Genomic DNA, 16371 nt, shown 5'->3' on the forward strand with positions numbered 1-16371 from the left:
ACAGGGGGTCTGGTCGGGTACTGACAGGGGCGGGCTGTGATGGCCCGCCCCTTAGCGCTAGTGGTATTAGCCTTGGTTCTTGATGTTTTCCGCCCAGTATTTGCTCCACTCGGGCTCGTTCTTGTTCACTCGCTCCCAGTTCACATCCATTTCCTTCAGGTCCAGGTCAGCCAACCATGAGGGCTCAGATGCCAAAGAGATCGTCGGGATTTGGAAGTACTTCTCGGCAAGCTTGCTCTGCTCCTCCTGGCCAACCAAGAAAGAAAGGAACGCATCCGCGCCAGCTGAAGAAGGGCCGTCCTTGATCTTGGCAACGCCGTCAATCAGCATCGGAGCACCGGAAGTGGGCACCACTGGGGTGAAGGGAGCCTTCTGCTTTTCGATCTGCAACATGACGTCCTGAAGATTCCAAGCCGTCGCCGCGGCCTCCTGACGAGTGATTCGCAAGTACAGGTCGGTAGGGTTGGCGGCGTAGACTTTAGTATTGGCGTCTAGCTTGCGCAGCCAGTCATAACCAGCTTCCGCGCTTCCAGCGGAATCATACTTTCGGTCGATCATGGATGCATAAATGCTGCGCATAGTACCTGAGGCGAGAACGTCGCGGATAGCGATTTTGTCCTTCATTTCTGGGGCGATCAGATCGTCCCAGTCCTTCGGTGCCTGCTCGGCGGTCATCATGTCATGGTTGTAGAAAATAACTTCAGCAAGTTTCATTTCACCGACCCAGAGACCGTCGGCGTCACGCTGCGCGGCGGGCACTGCGTCGATGACGTCCTTAGGTGCGGGGGAGAAGACGCCTTCGGTGGCGCCCTGCTGCATTTGCTGCTGTGTTCCACCCCACCAGATATCGCCTTGCGGGTTTGCTTTCTCAGCCTTGACACGCTCTAGGGCTTCCTGAGCACCCAAGGTCAGTAGCTGTACTTTGCCGGCGTATTCTGGGTTAGCTTTTTCGAAATCTGCCACAACTTCCGTGGCCAGGCCTTTATCCCGGGCGGTGTAAATAGTAAGTGAGCCTGATTCTTTGGACCCATCATCCTCGCCGGAACCCGCGTTCGAGTCGAGTCCGCAGCCTGTCATACCGAGGCTAAGTGCGAGCCCGCCAGCAAGCAACATGAATCGCAGTGGATTTTTCGTCATTGATATCTCCTAGTGATTTTTTGTCAGGTAGTTGTTTGAAAATGAAAAATGAGGGTGTTCCAATTAGCTTGCAGCTTCGGTAAACAGCTTTTCGGGTGCTTTCAGAACTTTGGCGATAGCACCGTGGAGGATCCCGGTGCTTCCCAGTTCCGCGAAGACCACGTCGGTGTAGGAAGGAGCAGATCGTTGCACCATTTCACGCAGTTCGGCCCGAGCGCTTTCGTCCAGATGCACCGCATGTCCAGAAAAGATGACACGAGAGGGGTTGACGATGCATATGCACACGATGGCGGCAAAGGCCCAGGCTTGGAGGACTTCAGTTAGTAGCTCACCGGCTTGTGGTGCAACAGATTGGCACAGGGATCCAATGACGTCTTCGGTGCGCAAACTGAGAGAGTTCTGGGCGCCCAATTTTTGGATTCCTTGTGCGTTCCAGCGGGTTTCATAGTCGCCGTGTTCCCCTTGGGGCTTGGCTTGCAGGCTCTGTGGCAGGAAGCCAATTTCCCCCGCTGAGCGGCTGGCCCCTTCTAGAACCTCGCCACCAGTAATGATGGTTGCGCCGATACCGTCATCCACGTGGATTAACACCAGGTCATCTACGCCGTTTCCGGCACCCGAGCAGCGTTCCCCCAAAGCGATCAGGTTGACATCGTTTTCTACGGTTGTGGGCAGACCCGTATTCGCCTCAAGCTCTTCCGCTAGCCGAAGATGGGCCATAGGGCCAAACGCGGGGGCCAATGCCAGGGAACCGTCGTTGGTCACCACACCGGGTAGAGCAATGACGATGTGAACAGGGCGAATTTGAGCCCGTCCATGCACGGCAGTGACCGTTTCGGCAATACTTTCCACTGGGTGCGACGGATCAAAGTCATGCTCCTGGAAATCCAGTCGAAAACCATCCAGATCAACTAGTGAGCACCACACCTTCGAGGCGGAGAATCCAACTACGGCGACAGTCACTGAGGAGCGGTTGAGCTCAAACAGGGTCCGGCGGCGCCCTCCTGTGGATTCCTGCTGGCCGAGTTCTCTCAGATAACCGGCGTCACTTAGATCCTGCACAATACCTGTCACAGCTGAGGGGCTGTAGCCGGTCAATTGCGCCAAATCGGTCCTAGCCAAGGGGCCGGACGACAGCAAGGTGCTGAAGATTGCCCCGACGCGGATCCGACGCAGGGCATTTCGTCCTGTGGGAGCCGCGCGCTGTGATTTAAGTAACATACTTACTTTATACGTTGAATAAAGTAAGAATGCAAGTGATGTCTGCCACGCATTCCCACTTTGAGCACAGGATGCCGGTGGTCAGCTAAGCGATGCATCCGAGATGTTCGAGCGGGTCAATTTTGCATACAACTTCCATAGTTTGTTAGTATGTCAGGACAAACTATTTAGGAGAAGCTGATGCCACTCGTCCGCGTTGATGTTATTCAAGGCCGTACGCCCGAGCAGTTGCGGGCACTGAGTCAGGGTATTCACAGTGCCATTGTGGCCGAATATAAAATCCCTGAGCGTGACTACTTCCACATTCTCACCGAGCACCCCCAGGGCCAGATCATTGCTCAAGACGCCGGGCTCGGCTTTGAACGCACCCCGGATGTTGTCATGATTCAGATCTTCACTCAGGGTGGGCGGAGTCAGGGTGATAAGCAGTCGCTGTTCGCGGCTGTTGCGAGCCGCCTTCAGGCTCTGGGCATTGCTGGTGAGGATGTTTTCCTGGGCTATGTTGAAAACACCGCCAGTGACTGGTCCTTCGGCTTTGGTAGAGCCCAATATGTGACCGGGGAGCTCGCCGTTCCAAAAAAATAAGTGTCATTGAGCGGGTGCTCAAACGCAAAAATCCACGCTGTTGCAGGGCCTGTGGGGCGGTGAGCCATATCAATCAACTTCTCAATGTAAGTATGTCAGTACAAACCTTTGACGTGACATGAAAATTGGTGCAAACTAGTGGTTGTGGTTCCGCTCACAGGAGCAGACCAGCCCGGCGCCGGTACATGGACCGTACTGAGGTAAGAGTTCAAGGTAAGAGTTCAAGCAAAAGAAAGGTCCACGATCATCGTGATCCACGAAGTGCTCACCATCGGGCGTATTAGCGTAGACATTTATCCCAACGATGTCGGGGCGGATCTGGAGGATGTCACATCCTTCGGCAAGTACTTGGGCGGCTCACCATCCAACGTTGCCGTAGCCGCCGCTCGGCACGGACGCCAGGCCGGAGTCATCACCCGAACAGGCGATGACTCCTTCGGTAACTACCTGCACCGCGAACTGCGTAAGTTCAACGTTGACGACAGCTTCGTCACGCCGGTGCAAAATCTCCAAACACCCGTTACGTTCTGCGCCATCAAACCCCCGGAAGACTTTCCGCTCTACTTTTACGGCCGGTTTCCAACGGCTCCGGATCTGCAGATCCAAGCCGATGAACTGGATCTGAACGCCATTCGCAAAGCCGGAATTTTCTGGTCAACCGTCACCGGTCTGAGTCAGGAGCCCAGCGCTTCCGCTCATATTGCCGCCCACCTGGCGCGGGACCGGAGCGAGCTGACAGAAGGACAGTTCACCATTCTGGACCTGGACTACCGGCCCATGTTCTGGGAGTCAGAAGACGCCGCCCGTGCACAAGTGGCAAAGATTCTGCCCCATGTCACGGTAGCAATAGGCAATGACAAGGAGTGCGCTGTAGCAGTGGGGGAGGGCACTGCCGATGAACAAGCCGACCGGTTACTAGCCGCCGGCGTTGAAATTGCTGTGGTGAAATTGGGCCCAGAAGGGGTGATGGCAAAGACCCGCACCGAGCGCGTGGTCTCGGCACCTGTTCCGGTGGATACTGTCAATGGTCTGGGTGCCGGAGATTCCTTTGGCGGCGCGTTCTGCCACGGGCTTCTTTCCGGCTGGCCGCTCACTGTAGTACTTGACTACGCCAACGCAGCCGGGGCAATTGTTGCATCCAGGCTCTCCTGTGCCGATGCCATGCCCACTCCAGCCGAAGTCACTGCATTGCTGGCCGAACGTGGCCGTCCCATCCCAGAAGAGGCAATGCAGTGAAAGATACCTTAGACCCGCGCCGCTACGAACATCTGACGGCCATCCGGCTAGAAGACCCGGCAGCTATTAGGCGTGCGGCCACGGCCCGCCAACGCCATCCCGGCGTGAGATACGGCCACCAGAACTTTATTGTTGCCGCCGATCACCCCGCCCGCGGCGCCTTAGCCGTTGGCGCCGACCCGGTAGCGATGGCAGACCGCCGCAGCCTCTTGGACCGTTTGCAGATCGCCCTGGCAAACCCCGCGGTGGACGGTGTTCTAGCCTCCCCGGATGTCATGGATGACTTGCTGTTGTTGGGCGCGCTGGAGGGAAAACTCGTCTTTGGTTCCATGAACCGTGGCGGACTAGCCGGGCTGGTCAATGAGATCGATGACCGCTTCACCGGGCACACCGCGGCCGCACTAGCCGAGTTAGGGGCCGACGGCGGCAAAATGCTCACCCGCATCTGCTTGGAGGATCCGGACACGGTATCCATACTCGAAGCCACCGCCAAGACCATTGATTCGCTAGCGGCACATCAGTTGATCGCCATGGTGGAACCATTCCTCTCGGTGCGTGCCAACGGTATGGTCCGCAATGATCTCTCCACCGATGCCGTCATAAAATCCGTCGCCATCGCCCAGGGTTTGGGCGCAAGCAGCGCGTACACCTGGATGAAACTACCTGTGGTGCAGGAGATGGAGCGCGTGCTCGCGGCCACCACCTTCCCCACTGTGCTCTTAGGCGGTGATCCCCACGGTTCCCCAGAGGAAGTCTTTGCCAGCTGGCAGGAAGCTCTAGCCTTGCCCGGCGTGCAGGGGCTCACTGTGGGCCGCACCTTGCTCTACCCGCAGGACGGTGATGTTGCCGGCGCAGTTGCCACGGCCGCCTCATTGTTGAACCGCACCACTGTAGAAGTATCGGAGTAATTCATGGCTACACGAAGAATGACCGTTGCCCAGGCCGTGGTGGAATTCCTTGGCAAGCAATACACCATTGATAATATTGGTGGCCAGGAGTACCGCGAACGTCTGATTCCGGGCATGTTTGGCATTTTTGGGCACGGAAACGTGGCCGGTGTGGGCCAGGCCCTGAAGCAGTTTCAGGTCTCTGATCCCACACTGATGCCCTACTACCAGGGCCGTAATGAGCAGGCGCAAGCGCACCAATCGGTGGGTTACGCCCGGCATACGCGCCGCCGTCAAACGTTCGCCATCAGCACTTCGGTGGGGCCGGGGTCAACCAACCTGCTCACGGGTGCAGCGCTGGCCACCACCAACCGGCTGCCGGTGCTGCTGCTGCCCAGCGACACGTTCGCAACGCGCGTTAGCGACCCCGTACTGCAACAGCTGGAACGTCCGGATGCCTATGACATCACCGTCAATGACGCGTTCCGGCCGCTGTCACGCTTCTTTGACAGGGTGTCCCGGCCAGAACAGCTCTTCTCCGCCATGTACAGCGGCCTGCGCGTGCTCACTGATCCGGCCGACACCGGTGCCGTCACCATCTCGCTGCCACAGGATGTCCAAGCTGAGGCGCTCGATGTCCCGGAGGAATTTCTGGCCGAACGCGAGTGGCGCATCCGCCGCCCCGAGCCTGAAGACACTGACATTAGCCGCGCCGCCGCGGCAATCCGCGGCGCCAAAGCACCCATGATCATCGCCGGGGGAGGCGTTCTCTACGCCTTTGCCCATGAGCAACTTGCCGCCTTTGCAGAGCTCACAGGCATCCCCGTTGGCAACACCCAGGCCGGGGTTGGCGTACTGCCGTGGGATCATCCGTTCTCCGTGGGTGCGGTTGGTTCTACAGGTACGACGGCGGCCAACGCCTTAGCCGCCAACGCGGACCTGATCATTGGGATTGGGACGCGCTACGAAGACTTCACCACCGCCTCACGCACGGCGTTCCAGAACCCTGGCGTGCAATTCATCAACATTAACGTGGCACCCCTTGATGCTTACAAGCACGGGACCTCGCTACCCATCGTGGCCGATGCCCGCAAGGCTCTGCTCAAGCTGACCGAAGCCTTGGGCGGATACCGCGTAGGCGGTGACTTGGAGAGCACCATAGCTGCACAAAAACGGCGTTGGAACTCCATTGTTGAGGCGTCCTTTGACACTCGATTCACCCCGTTGCCATCACAAAACGAGATCATCGGCGCCACCAACAGGGCCATGGATGCTCGTGATGTAGTGGTGTGCGCCGCCGGCTCACTGCCCGGAGACCTGCATAAGATGTGGCGCGTCCGGGACCCCTTCGGCTACCACGTGGAATACGCCTATTCCTGCATGGGCTACGAAATCCCCGGCGGACTGGGTGTAAAACGCGCAGTCCTAGCAGCCGGAGAAGACCGCGACGTTGTGGTGATGGTGGGCGATGGTTCCTACCTCATGATGCACACCGAGCTTGTTACGGCCGTAGCTGAAAAGATCAAGTTGATAGTGGTACTGGTACAGAACCACGGCTACGCCTCCATCGGGGCACTCTCTGAATCCCTGGGTTCGCAACGCTTCGGAACCAAATACCGCACCCTGAACAAGGAACAGCACAGCTTCGACGACGGTGAGAGACTGCCGATTGACTTGGCCACCAACGCTGAAAGTCTCGGAGTCCGGGTGATCCGGATAGAACCCGGAGAAAACGTTATTGCCGAACTTGAGGCCGCTGTGGCCACTGCCAAGGCAGCACCGGAGAACGGCGGACCCATTGTGATCCACGTGGAAACCGACCCCCTGCTTGACGCTCCCGCCTCCGAATCATGGTGGGACGTTCCTGTCTCGGCGTTATCCGAGCTGGCCTCCACCCAAGAAGCCTTCGCCACTTACACCGACCATAAGACTCGCCAGCGTCCCCTGCTCGGCTGAACAAAGGAAGATTCCATCATGACTGAGACCATTATGCATTTCATCAACGGCGCTGAAACCGTTGGATCAGGTAGCCGGACCCAGCCCGTCTACAACCCTGCAACCGGTGCCGAACGAGCACAGCTGCGCCTAGCCAACAAAGAGGACCTTGACGCAGCAGTTGCCGCGGCCCGCAAGGCTGCCGATTCCTGGGGCGAGACGTCCTTGGCAAAGCGCACCACGGTGCTGTTCAAGTTCCGCGAACTGGTTGCGGGGCACGTGGACGAGTTGGCCGCCCTGGTCACCGCTGAGCATGGCAAGGTTCTTTCTGATGCCAAGGGCGAGATTGGCCGTGGCATTGAAGTGATTGAGTTCGCTTGCGGTATCCCGCAGCTCCTTAAGGGTGACTACTCCGATCAGGCCTCCACGGGCATCGACGTGTTCTCCTTCCGCCAGTCTGTGGGCGTAGTTGCCGGGATCACCCCGTTTAACTTCCCCGTCATGGTGCCGTTGTGGATGTGCCCCATCGCCATTGCTGCCGGGAACGCCTTCATCCTCAAACCCTCTGAGCGCGATCCCTCCGCCGCGATGCTGCTGGCCAAATTGTGGACCGAGGCTGGCCTGCCCGACGGCGTGTTCCAGGTGCTGCACGGGGACAAGGAAACAGTGGATGGCCTGTTGACTCATCCTGACGTTGATGCGATTTCCTTTGTTGGCTCCACTCCCATTGCCAAGTACGTCCATGAAACGGCCACAGCACACGGCAAGCGCGTCCAAGCACTGGGCGGTGCCAAGAACCACGCCATTATTCTGCCCGACGCCGATCTGGACAATGCCGCTGACCACCTCTCCGCCGCTGCTTTCGGCTCCGCCGGAGAACGCTGCATGGCCATCTCCGTGGCGGTTGCAGTAGGCGACGCCGCCGATGCGTTGGTGGCTAAGGTCTCCGAGCGTGCCAAGGCCATCAAGGTGGCCGATGGCACGCAGGCCGACGCCGATATGGGCCCGGTGATCACCGCCGCGGCCAAGGCTCGCGTCATTAAGATCGTCACCGAAGCAGCTTCCGACGGCGCCGCTTTGAAGGTGGACGGCCGGGAACTCACCGTGCAGGGCAAAGAGGACGGCAACTGGGTTGGGCCCACTGTCCTTGATAACGTCACCACTGATATGAGCGCCTACACCGAAGAGATCTTTGGCCCGGTTTTGGCAGTGGTTCGAGTAGAGACAGTGGAGGAAGGCATCGCCTTGATCAACTCCAACCCGTACGGCAACGGCACGGCCATCTTCACCTCATCCGGAGCTAACGCGCGTAAATTCCAGCGCGGTGTCCACGTGGGCATGATCGGCATCAACGTACCCGTCCCCGTACCTGTGGCCTACCATTCCTTCGGCGGCTGGAAGAACTCCCTCTTTGGCGACAAGCACATCTACGGAGAAGAAGGTGTGGCCTTCTACACTCGCGGAAAAGTTGTCACCTCGCGCTGGCCCGAGCCCAAGCACGCATCCGGGGCTTCATACAACTTCCCCTCTAACTAGTTCTGTCCACGCTTTAGCGCCCAGCACCAATCGCAGAACCCAAAGAAACCCCAAGAGAACCCCAGAAAGTAGAACCACTATGACTAAAACTCTTCGCGTAGCTGTCATTGGAGCCGGGCGCATGGGCGCGGACCACATCAAACGTCTGAACAGCCGCATTCACGGAGCAGAGGTTGCTGCCGTGGTAGACGTTGACTTGGCCCGAGCGGAGGCCGCCATTGCGGGCATCTCCGGAGCGGTGGCGTTAGCCAGCGCCGAGGAGGCCCTCGCCAACGGCGACGTCAATGCGGTCCTGATTGCCACCCCCGGTTTCCTGCATGAGGACATCCTCTACCAGGGGTTGGCGAAGGATTTTCCCATCCTCTGCGAAAAACCAATGACTCCGGATGCGGAGAGTGCATGGCGCATTGTGCAAGCCGAGGTGGCTCATGGTCACCAACGAATCCAGGTGGGATTCATGCGCCGCTTCGACGCCGAATACGCTGCACTGGGCTCGATCATCACCGGCGGTGAGCTGGGCGAGCTGCTCATGCTCCACCACCAGCACCGCAACCCCAACACCCCGCCTGGATTCACCAATGAAATGTTGATCAACGATTCCGTTGTCCATGAGTTCGACGCCGTGCGCTACTTCACCGGCGAGGAAATCACCTCCGTTCAGGTGCGCATGGGCAAAGCCACCCGGACTGCACCAAACGGGCAGCACGATCCCCAACATGTGCTCCTTGAAACAGGGTCCGGTGTGCTGGCCGATGTGGAAATCTATGTCAACGCCAAGTTTGGTTACGAGGTAGCTACCCAGGCCACTTTCGAAGAAGGCATCGTGAACATTGGCTCCGACGCCGGCCCCTACATTCGGACACAGGGCCGCTGGGGCGGTGCGGTAACTCCCGGATTTGAGGAGCGCTTCGGTGCCGCTTACGACGTCGAAATCCAGGCATGGGTGGATGCTGCATTGCGGGGGGAGATCGGTGGCCCGTCAGCTTGGGACGGCTACGCCACTGCTGCCTGTTGTGAAGCGGGGGTCGAGGCCCAAAAGACAGGTGCGAAGACCGCCGTGGTCCTGGCGGTAAAACCCGCCCTGTACAGCTAGTGGCCCTGTACAACTAGAGACACTGTACAACTAGAGGCACTGTACAACTAAGCGCGCTTGACCAGAGAGTTTTTTATGTATTGGAGTGAAGTTTCGTGAAGATTGTTTTGGCCCCCGCACCTATCACCGGCCTTTTGGTGCGTACCGACGAAACGGGCACACTATGAAGTCACTGCTGGCAGAAAAATCCGGCGCAAGCGCAAGGGCCACCAAGCCCGCGAACCCCAAAAAGTTTATGAGCAAGGTGGCCTTGTTCTCCACCTTTGGCGGGCTGCTCTTCGGCTACGACACAGGTGTCATCAACGGGGCACTGCCGTTTATGCAGCGCGATCTGGGCCTAACACCTCTCACGGAGGGGCTTGTCACTTCCACGCTGCTGCTTGGTGCCGCCTTTGGTGCCATCACCGCCGGCAGGCTCTCGGACCACTTTGGCAGACGCAAAACCATCATGGGCCTGGCCATCATCTTCACGATTGCCACGATCGGTTGTTCCATTGCACCCTCCACCGAGCTGTTGGTGCTGGCACGCACGGTCTTGGGCCTGGCCGTGGGCGGGGCCTCGGTGATAGTTCCGGTGTATCTGGCGGAAATGTCGCCAGCGGCCCAGCGCGGGCGGATCGTGACACAAAACGAGTTGATGATTGTGACCGGGCAGTTCCTGGCCTTCACCTTCAACGCGCTGCTAGGCAATATGTTCCCCGACGCAGACCACATTTGGCGTTACATGCTTGTCATTGCCACCCTGCCAGCTGTCATCCTATGGTTTGGCATGTTGGTGCTGCCTGAGAGTCCGCGCTGGCTGGCTGCTGGTGGCAACTTCAACGCCGTTCTGGACGTGCTGCGCAAGGTTCGTGAACCGGCGGAGGTCAACGCCGAATTTGAGGAAGTGCGGCAAGCAGCCCGCGAGGACTACAAATCCAAGCTGGGAACCTTCAAGGACCTCTCCGTGCCCTGGATCCGGCGGATTTTTGTGGTGGGACTGGGCATGGCAGTGATCAACCAGATCAGCGGCATCAACGCCATCATGTACTACGGCACCACCATTCTTTCCTCATCAGGATTTGGCGACCAAGGCGCACTGATCGCCAATGTCCTCAACGGCGTCACCTCGGTTGTGGCCGTCATCGCCGGCATGTATTTGATGACCCGACTGCCGCGCAAGTTCATGCTTGTGCTGGGACTCAGCGGAACGGCGTCGTCCCTGTTCGCCATCGCCATGGTGTCCCTGCTGGTCCCGGAAAGCCTGTTCCGCGGCTTCCTGGTGCTGTTCTTCATGGTCACGTTCCTGGCGTTTATGCAGGCATTCATCGGTTGCGTCACATGGCTGACCATGTCAGAGATCTTCCCGCTGCACGTGCGCGGGGTAGCCATGGGCATCTGCGTGTTTGTGCTGTGGATGGTCAACTTCCTGGTGGGCTTCTTCTTCCCACAGCTGGTTGCCGGGATTGGTATCTCCGCCACGTTCTTCATCTTCGTGGCGTTGCAGCTCTGCGCGATCGTCTGGGTCAAAAGAGTTGTCCCCGAGACACGAGGCAAATCCCTAGAGGAGCTGGAGGCGCTTTTCAAGTCCGCCGTGGTGGCCGGGAAGTAGCGGGACTGCGCCTGTGAGTTTCCGTTTGCGGGCTTAGGCGCAGACTTTGGTCCCCAAGCGACGTGCCAGCGGCTTGGTGCGGGGGACCCTGGACAGGTCAGCTGCCCCAATCAATCCGGCGCGTGAGCCGAGCACGGCGCTAAGGATCTTCGCTTCAGGGCGAAAGCCCCTGCCGGTGAGGTTCTTGGAGTAGGCACGGCGAGTTGGCCCCAGCAACAGTTCACCGGCAGCACCGAGCCCACCGCCAATGACAAACAGTTCCGGATCAAGGGCCGCGCAGAGATTGGCGATGCCTAGTCCAAGCCATTCGCCCACCTCTTGGACGAGTTCGCGGGAGGTGGCCTCACCTGCCAGCGCCAGCTCGGTGACAAGTGCTCCAGTGATGTCCTTGGATTTGCCGTTGACGGCAGCCAAGAGTTCCTTGGCCACAGGTGACCCTGCGCTGGCGAGTTCACGTGCTTCCCGGCCCAGGGCGTTTCCGGAGGCGTACTGTTCCCAGCAGCCGCGGTTGCCACATTCACAGCGATGACCGCCGGGCATGATGATCTGATGCCCAAATTCTCCTGCCATCCCATAACTGCCACGCTCCACGCGTCCGTTAGTGAGGATTGCGCCACCAATGCCCGTGCCCAAGGTGAGAGTCACGAGCCGGTTGTGACCGCGCCCAGCTCCAAAGCGCCATTCCGCCCAGCCAGCCGCATCGGCGTCGTTAATCACAGTCACCGGGCGTTTTAGCAGACTCTGTAAATTCTCCCGAAGAGGTTCATTGCGCCAGGCCAGATGGGGACTAAACATGACGGTGCCACCATCCAGGTCCATCCAGCCTGCCGCACCAATACCAATACTTTGCACATCATGGCGGGAGCCAAGCTCGCGCACAAGATCAGCAATCACGTGTTCCACAGCGCGTGGATCCCTGCTGGGAGTTTCACTGCGTAACTCTTCGCGAATGACCCCGTTCACCTCCACTACCCCGGCAGCAACTTTGGTGCCGCCAATGTCAATACCCAGTGCCAGTGGTGCATTGGCGCCAGTACGGCCCGGGAATCGAAAGGCGGGTCTGAGGACGGGAAGTGAGCGGAGCATCATGAAATTCTATCGACTAGTGGAAAGGGCCAGGAACTTTCAGCGAGAGAAGGGCAAACGCGGGTCCACGTCCAGTCCATCCCAGCTCTGGCGAACCCATCCGTGGTGTGGGTCATCGCTGATAAGCCACTCACGCAGCGGTCCTGGGCCGGCCATCACATTGAGGTAGTACATGTCATAACCGGGAGCGGCCATTGCGGGGCCGTGCCAGCCGTACGGGACCAGAACAACATCGCCTGTGCGCACTTCTGCGGCAACGTCGATGGGCCGTTCATCTGAGGCATAGACGCGCTGATAGCCGATCGCGTCGGTGCCGCCGGGGGCGGACGAGCCAGCGGCTACCTGAGTCTCAAAGTAGTAAATCTCCTCGAGGCTGGTTTCGCCATCTTTCTCTTCATCGTGTTTGTGCGGCGGATAGGAGGACCAGTTGCCGGCAGGGGTGATGACCTCGCACACAATGAATCTATCTGCTTCCAAGGCGGCCGGCGTCCCAAAGTTGTGGACTTGGCGTGAGCAGTTGCCGGCCCCGCGCAGCTCAACGGGTATTTCTGCGGCCGTGACCAGACGGGTGGGGTAGCTGGTTTTGGCGGGGGCAGTGGCAATAGCGACTCGTCCGCCGTCTGTGGAGGAGATGGTGAGCGCGGTGTTGATGCCGGAGTAGAGGACATCAGTGGGGCCACTAAAAACGTTAGCGCGCCCAGTAAGTTCATGGACGGTTCCCCCAACGTCAACACTGAAGGATCCGTTCAACGGTACGACTATACGTTCTTCGGCGTGGGGCGGGAGGACCACGGCGCCGTGCGGAGCCAGCGTTGCCACCTTCAGCCCTGTGTGTTTCCAGCCCTCCACCTGCAAAGTGGAATCAGTTGTTCCCAGTGAAACATCCCAGTTGGTTTGTGCTGCTGTGCCTCGTGGGTATACCCAGTTCACCATACGTTTTCATCCTTACTTCAGCGTTGCACCAATGTCATTTCAAAACTATAAGAATCCGCCCTGTACACGTGGTGGCCGGTCTCAACCATGCGCCCGGTGTCATCCACAGCGGTTCTTTCCATGGTCACCAAGGCGGATCCGACGTCGGCCTCCAGTAACGGTCCCTGGTAATCATTGGCGATCATGGCACCAATCCGTTGTGAGGCCAAGCGGAAATTCACGCCGCCATTGCGCAGAATGGCATAGAGCCCCTCCGCGCTCAAAGAAGCCTCATCCATGCTCGTGATGTCATCGCGCACCCAGTTCTCCATGAGAGCCAACGGCTTGCCATCAACCTTGCGAAGGCGCTTGAAATGGTAGACCTGTGCGCCAGGGGCAAGCTGCAAAGCCTGCAGGGTGGCCACATCCGCCTCAACATGAGCAAAGCTGAGAACATCCGTGGTGGGCTTGGAGCCCCGCAGGGTTAGATCATCATAAAGGCTTGATAGCTCAAGCGGCCTGCGTACCTGCTTGGACACCACCTGGGTCCCTACTCCACGCTTGCGAACAAGTAGTCCGGCACGCACAAGCTCATCCATCGCTTTACGCATTGTTGGCCGCGATAGATTGAGACGTGCGGCAAGATCAATTTCATTATCCAGTTTGCTGCCCTGAACAAGCAGGCCACTGGAGATGGCAGCCTCGATGCCCTGAGCTACCTGGTAGTAGAGGGGCACGGGGGAGGATCGGTCGATAGTGAAGTTCAAGTGGTTGGCCACGGTTATCTCCCTGGGCACTGGGATGAGCCAAATAATGTTGGCCATCCGGAGCATATTAGTTTCATGTTCGCTTGATAGGACATGAAGCTCTATTGCCCCGACTATAGCAGGGTGTGGCGGGTCACCATGGTCTGCTGCAAAATAAATTTAAGTTAAAACGTCTTCATGTCAGGACAAACTATTGACAGATGGTGATGCAAGTCACCATACTCTGTGTGGAAGGCATGCAGACCGGTGCCCCGGGTGCAGCTAATAATCAAAGGAGATTCATCGTGAAGAAGGTTTCTTGGCGGATGGCGTTGTTGGCGGCGGCCGTGGCGCCGATGCTGGCATTGAGTGGCTGTTCGAGTACTGGCGGCAAGCCCGCAGAAACGCAGGCGGCTGGCGGTGAAGGGCAGGGCGTTACTACGCCTCGCCTGAAGATTGCACTCATTACCCATGCCGGTCCCGGCGATACTTTCTGGGACATTGTGCGCAAAGGCGCCGAGGAGGCAGCGGCTAAAGACAACGTTGAGCTGCTCTACACCTCAGACCCCGAGGGTGGCCGCCAGGCACAGCTGATAGGGCAGGCTGTGGACCAGAAGGTTGACGGGATCGCCGTTACGCTCGCCAAAGCTGACGCGCTTAAGGACGCGCTGAAGAAGGCAACGGAGGCGGGTATTCCGATCGTCAGCCTGAACTCAGGCGAAGACGTCTCTGCACAGTTGGGTGCCTTCACGCACTTCGGATCCAATGAGAAGATCGCCGGCGAGGCCGTGGGCGAGAAACTCAAATCACTGGGGATGACGCACCCCATCTGTGTCATACACGAGCAGGGGAACGTAGGCCTGGAGGCTCGCTGTGCGGGCGTGAAGGAGAAGATTGCAGGAACTGAAAACTTGTACGTCACCGGAACGGACATGACGCAGGTTTCCTCCACAGTCACAGCAAAGCTCCAGGCCACCGCGGACGCCGATGCCATGATCGGCCTTGGCGCACCCTTCACCTTGACGATCCTCAAGGCTGTGGAATCAGCCAACAGCAAGGTTAAAGTAGCCTCTTTCGATATGAACAAGGAGCTCGCCCAGCAAATCATTGACTCTAAGATCCTCTTCACTGTTGACCAGCAGCCGTGGCTGCAGGGCTACGGGGCAGTTGATGCGCTCTGGCTCGCCAAGCGTGGCGGATTCCGGATTGGCGGCGGAAAGCCCGTTCTGACAGGCCCAAGCATCGTGGATAAGGACGCCGCCAGCGAAGTCCTTAAGTTCGCCCAACAGGGTATTCGCTAAGCAGCTTCCAGCTCACTCCCGGGTAGGCCCCGGGAGCGAGCGCAACAGGAGATCAACCATGACGCAAACACTTCTCAAACCACCACTTGTTGATGAACGAGTCGGGACACGCAATTCGCTACGAAAACTCCTTGGACGCCCCGAGGTGGGAGCGCTGGTGGGAGCAATTGTGCTCTTTATTTTCTTCTCCCTGGTATCTGAAACTTTCCTGCAGCCCAACGCCATCTCGACTGTCCTGTACGGCAGCTCAACCATCGGCATCATGGCGGTGGGTGTCTCACTGTTGATGATAGGAGGTGAATTTGATCTCTCAACCGGTGTGGCTGTTATCAGCTCGGCGTTGACTGCCTCGCTTTTTAGCTGGTATTTCAGCAGCAACGTCTGGGTTGGGGTGGGGCTGGCTCTTGTAGTGTCCTTGGCCATCGGCTTCATCAACGGCTGGATCCTGATCAAGACAAAGCTCCCCAGCTTTGTTGTCACCCTGGCTACGTTTCTAATGCTCACCGGGCTCAACCTTGGCCTGACGCGCCTGATCGGTGGCTCGGTGTCATCGCCATCCATCGCCACTATGGACGGCTTCGCCTCCGCCCGAGCCATCTTCGCCTCCTCCATTCATATTGGTGGGGTAGAAATCAAAAATACTATTTTCATTTGGATCGCCTTGGTTGCTGTCGCGTCATGGGTTTTGCTGCGCACCAAGGTGGGAAACTGGATCTTTGCTGTTGGTGGAGATGCTGCGGCCGCCCGTGCTGTGGGTGTCCCAGTGACCAAAACCAAGATTGGCCTGTTCATGGCTGTTGGCTTCTGCGGCTGGATCCTGGGCATGCACAACCTGTTTGCCTTTGACACAGTTCAGTCCGGTGAAGGCATTGGCAATGAATTCCTGTACATCATCGCCGCTGTAATTGGCGGATGTTTGCTCACAGGCGGCTATGGTTCCGCCGTTGGTGGGGCCATTGGTGCCCTGATCTTCGGGATGGCAAACAAGGGCATCATCTATGCGCAGTGGAACCCTGACTGGTTCAAGTTCTTCTTGGGCCTGATGTTGCTGCTCGCCACCATCGTCAACCTGGTCGTCAAGCGCCGAGCAGAACTCAAGTAAGGGCCT

Annotated in this window: 14 protein-coding genes; 9 read left to right on the forward strand and 5 right to left on the reverse strand. The window is 58.4% G+C overall.

Features of this window, described 5'->3' with window-relative positions:
* Positions 1 to 66: 66 nt before the first annotated feature.
* Entirely contained in the window at positions 67 to 1137 is a 1071-nt protein-coding gene (locus tag AAFM46_RS02595; protein WP_283531719.1) for an extracellular solute-binding protein, read from the reverse strand.
* 63 nt (positions 1138 to 1200) lie between these two features.
* A complete protein-coding gene (locus AAFM46_RS02600; RefSeq protein ID WP_343319380.1) occupies positions 1201 to 2355 on the reverse strand; it encodes an ROK family transcriptional regulator in 1155 nt (384 codons plus the stop codon).
* 180 nt (positions 2356 to 2535) lie between these two features.
* On the opposite strand from AAFM46_RS02600, the gene AAFM46_RS02605 reads away from it, so the two are divergent.
* From AAFM46_RS02605 to AAFM46_RS02635, 7 genes are all read left to right on the forward strand, one after another.
* The gene (locus tag AAFM46_RS02605; protein ID WP_343319382.1) at positions 2536 to 2940 is read left to right on the forward strand and encodes a tautomerase family protein; all 405 of its coding nucleotides are present in this window, start codon (positions 2536 to 2538) and stop codon (positions 2938 to 2940) included.
* Between the two features lie 249 nt (positions 2941 to 3189).
* Complete coding sequence (gene iolC / locus AAFM46_RS02610) at positions 3190 to 4176, forward strand: 5-dehydro-2-deoxygluconokinase (protein ID WP_343319384.1); 987 nt, start codon at positions 3190 to 3192, stop codon at positions 4174 to 4176.
* Positions 4173 to 5084 carry a deoxyribose-phosphate aldolase gene (locus tag AAFM46_RS02615; RefSeq protein ID WP_343319386.1) on the forward strand — a complete coding sequence of 304 codons (912 nt, stop codon included), beginning with the start codon at positions 4173 to 4175 and terminating at the stop codon, positions 5082 to 5084. Before iolC ends, AAFM46_RS02615 begins: the two co-directional genes overlap by 4 nt.
* Before the next feature lie 18 nt (positions 5085 to 5102).
* The gene (iolD, locus tag AAFM46_RS02620; RefSeq protein ID WP_343320331.1) at positions 5103 to 7019 is read left to right on the forward strand and encodes a 3D-(3,5/4)-trihydroxycyclohexane-1,2-dione acylhydrolase (decyclizing); all 1917 of its coding nucleotides are present in this window, start codon (positions 5103 to 5105) and stop codon (positions 7017 to 7019) included.
* Between the two features lie 18 nt (positions 7020 to 7037).
* Positions 7038 to 8534, forward strand: coding sequence for a CoA-acylating methylmalonate-semialdehyde dehydrogenase (locus tag AAFM46_RS02625; protein ID WP_343319388.1), 1497 nt, complete (start codon positions 7038 to 7040; stop codon positions 8532 to 8534).
* 79 nt (positions 8535 to 8613) lie between these two features.
* A complete protein-coding gene (locus AAFM46_RS02630; protein ID WP_343319390.1) occupies positions 8614 to 9627 on the forward strand; it encodes a Gfo/Idh/MocA family oxidoreductase in 1014 nt (337 codons plus the stop codon).
* 163 nt (positions 9628 to 9790) lie between these two features.
* On the forward strand, positions 9791 to 11218 hold the full coding sequence (locus AAFM46_RS02635; protein WP_343319392.1) for a sugar porter family MFS transporter: 1428 nt from the start codon (positions 9791 to 9793) through the stop codon (positions 11216 to 11218).
* A 33-nt stretch (positions 11219 to 11251) separates the two neighbouring features.
* On the opposite strand, the gene AAFM46_RS02640 is transcribed toward AAFM46_RS02635, so the two are convergent.
* From AAFM46_RS02640 to AAFM46_RS02650, 3 genes are read right to left on the reverse strand one after another with little or no spacing between them, the layout of a single operon-like run.
* Entirely contained in the window at positions 11252 to 12304 is a 1053-nt protein-coding gene (locus AAFM46_RS02640; protein WP_283531710.1) for an ROK family glucokinase, read from the reverse strand.
* A 39-nt stretch (positions 12305 to 12343) separates the two neighbouring features.
* A complete protein-coding gene (gene iolB / locus AAFM46_RS02645; protein WP_343319394.1) occupies positions 12344 to 13237 on the reverse strand; it encodes a 5-deoxy-glucuronate isomerase in 894 nt (297 codons plus the stop codon).
* 17 nt (positions 13238 to 13254) lie between these two features.
* Positions 13255 to 13995 (reverse strand): GntR family transcriptional regulator, encoded by a 741-nt coding sequence (locus tag AAFM46_RS02650; RefSeq protein WP_343320333.1) that lies wholly within the window; start codon positions 13993 to 13995, stop codon positions 13255 to 13257.
* Between the two features lie 272 nt (positions 13996 to 14267).
* On the opposite strand from AAFM46_RS02650, the gene AAFM46_RS02655 reads away from it, so the two are divergent.
* Complete coding sequence (locus AAFM46_RS02655) at positions 14268 to 15263, forward strand: substrate-binding domain-containing protein (RefSeq protein ID WP_283531708.1); 996 nt, start codon at positions 14268 to 14270, stop codon at positions 15261 to 15263.
* A gap of 58 nt (positions 15264 to 15321) precedes the next feature.
* The gene (locus tag AAFM46_RS02660) at positions 15322 to 16365 is read left to right on the forward strand and encodes an ABC transporter permease (RefSeq protein ID WP_283531707.1); all 1044 of its coding nucleotides are present in this window, start codon (positions 15322 to 15324) and stop codon (positions 16363 to 16365) included.
* Positions 16366 to 16371 lie beyond the last annotated feature (6 nt).

This window comes from Arthrobacter sp. TMP15 (assembly GCF_039529835.1).
GTDB lineage: Bacteria > Actinomycetota > Actinomycetes > Actinomycetales > Micrococcaceae > Specibacter.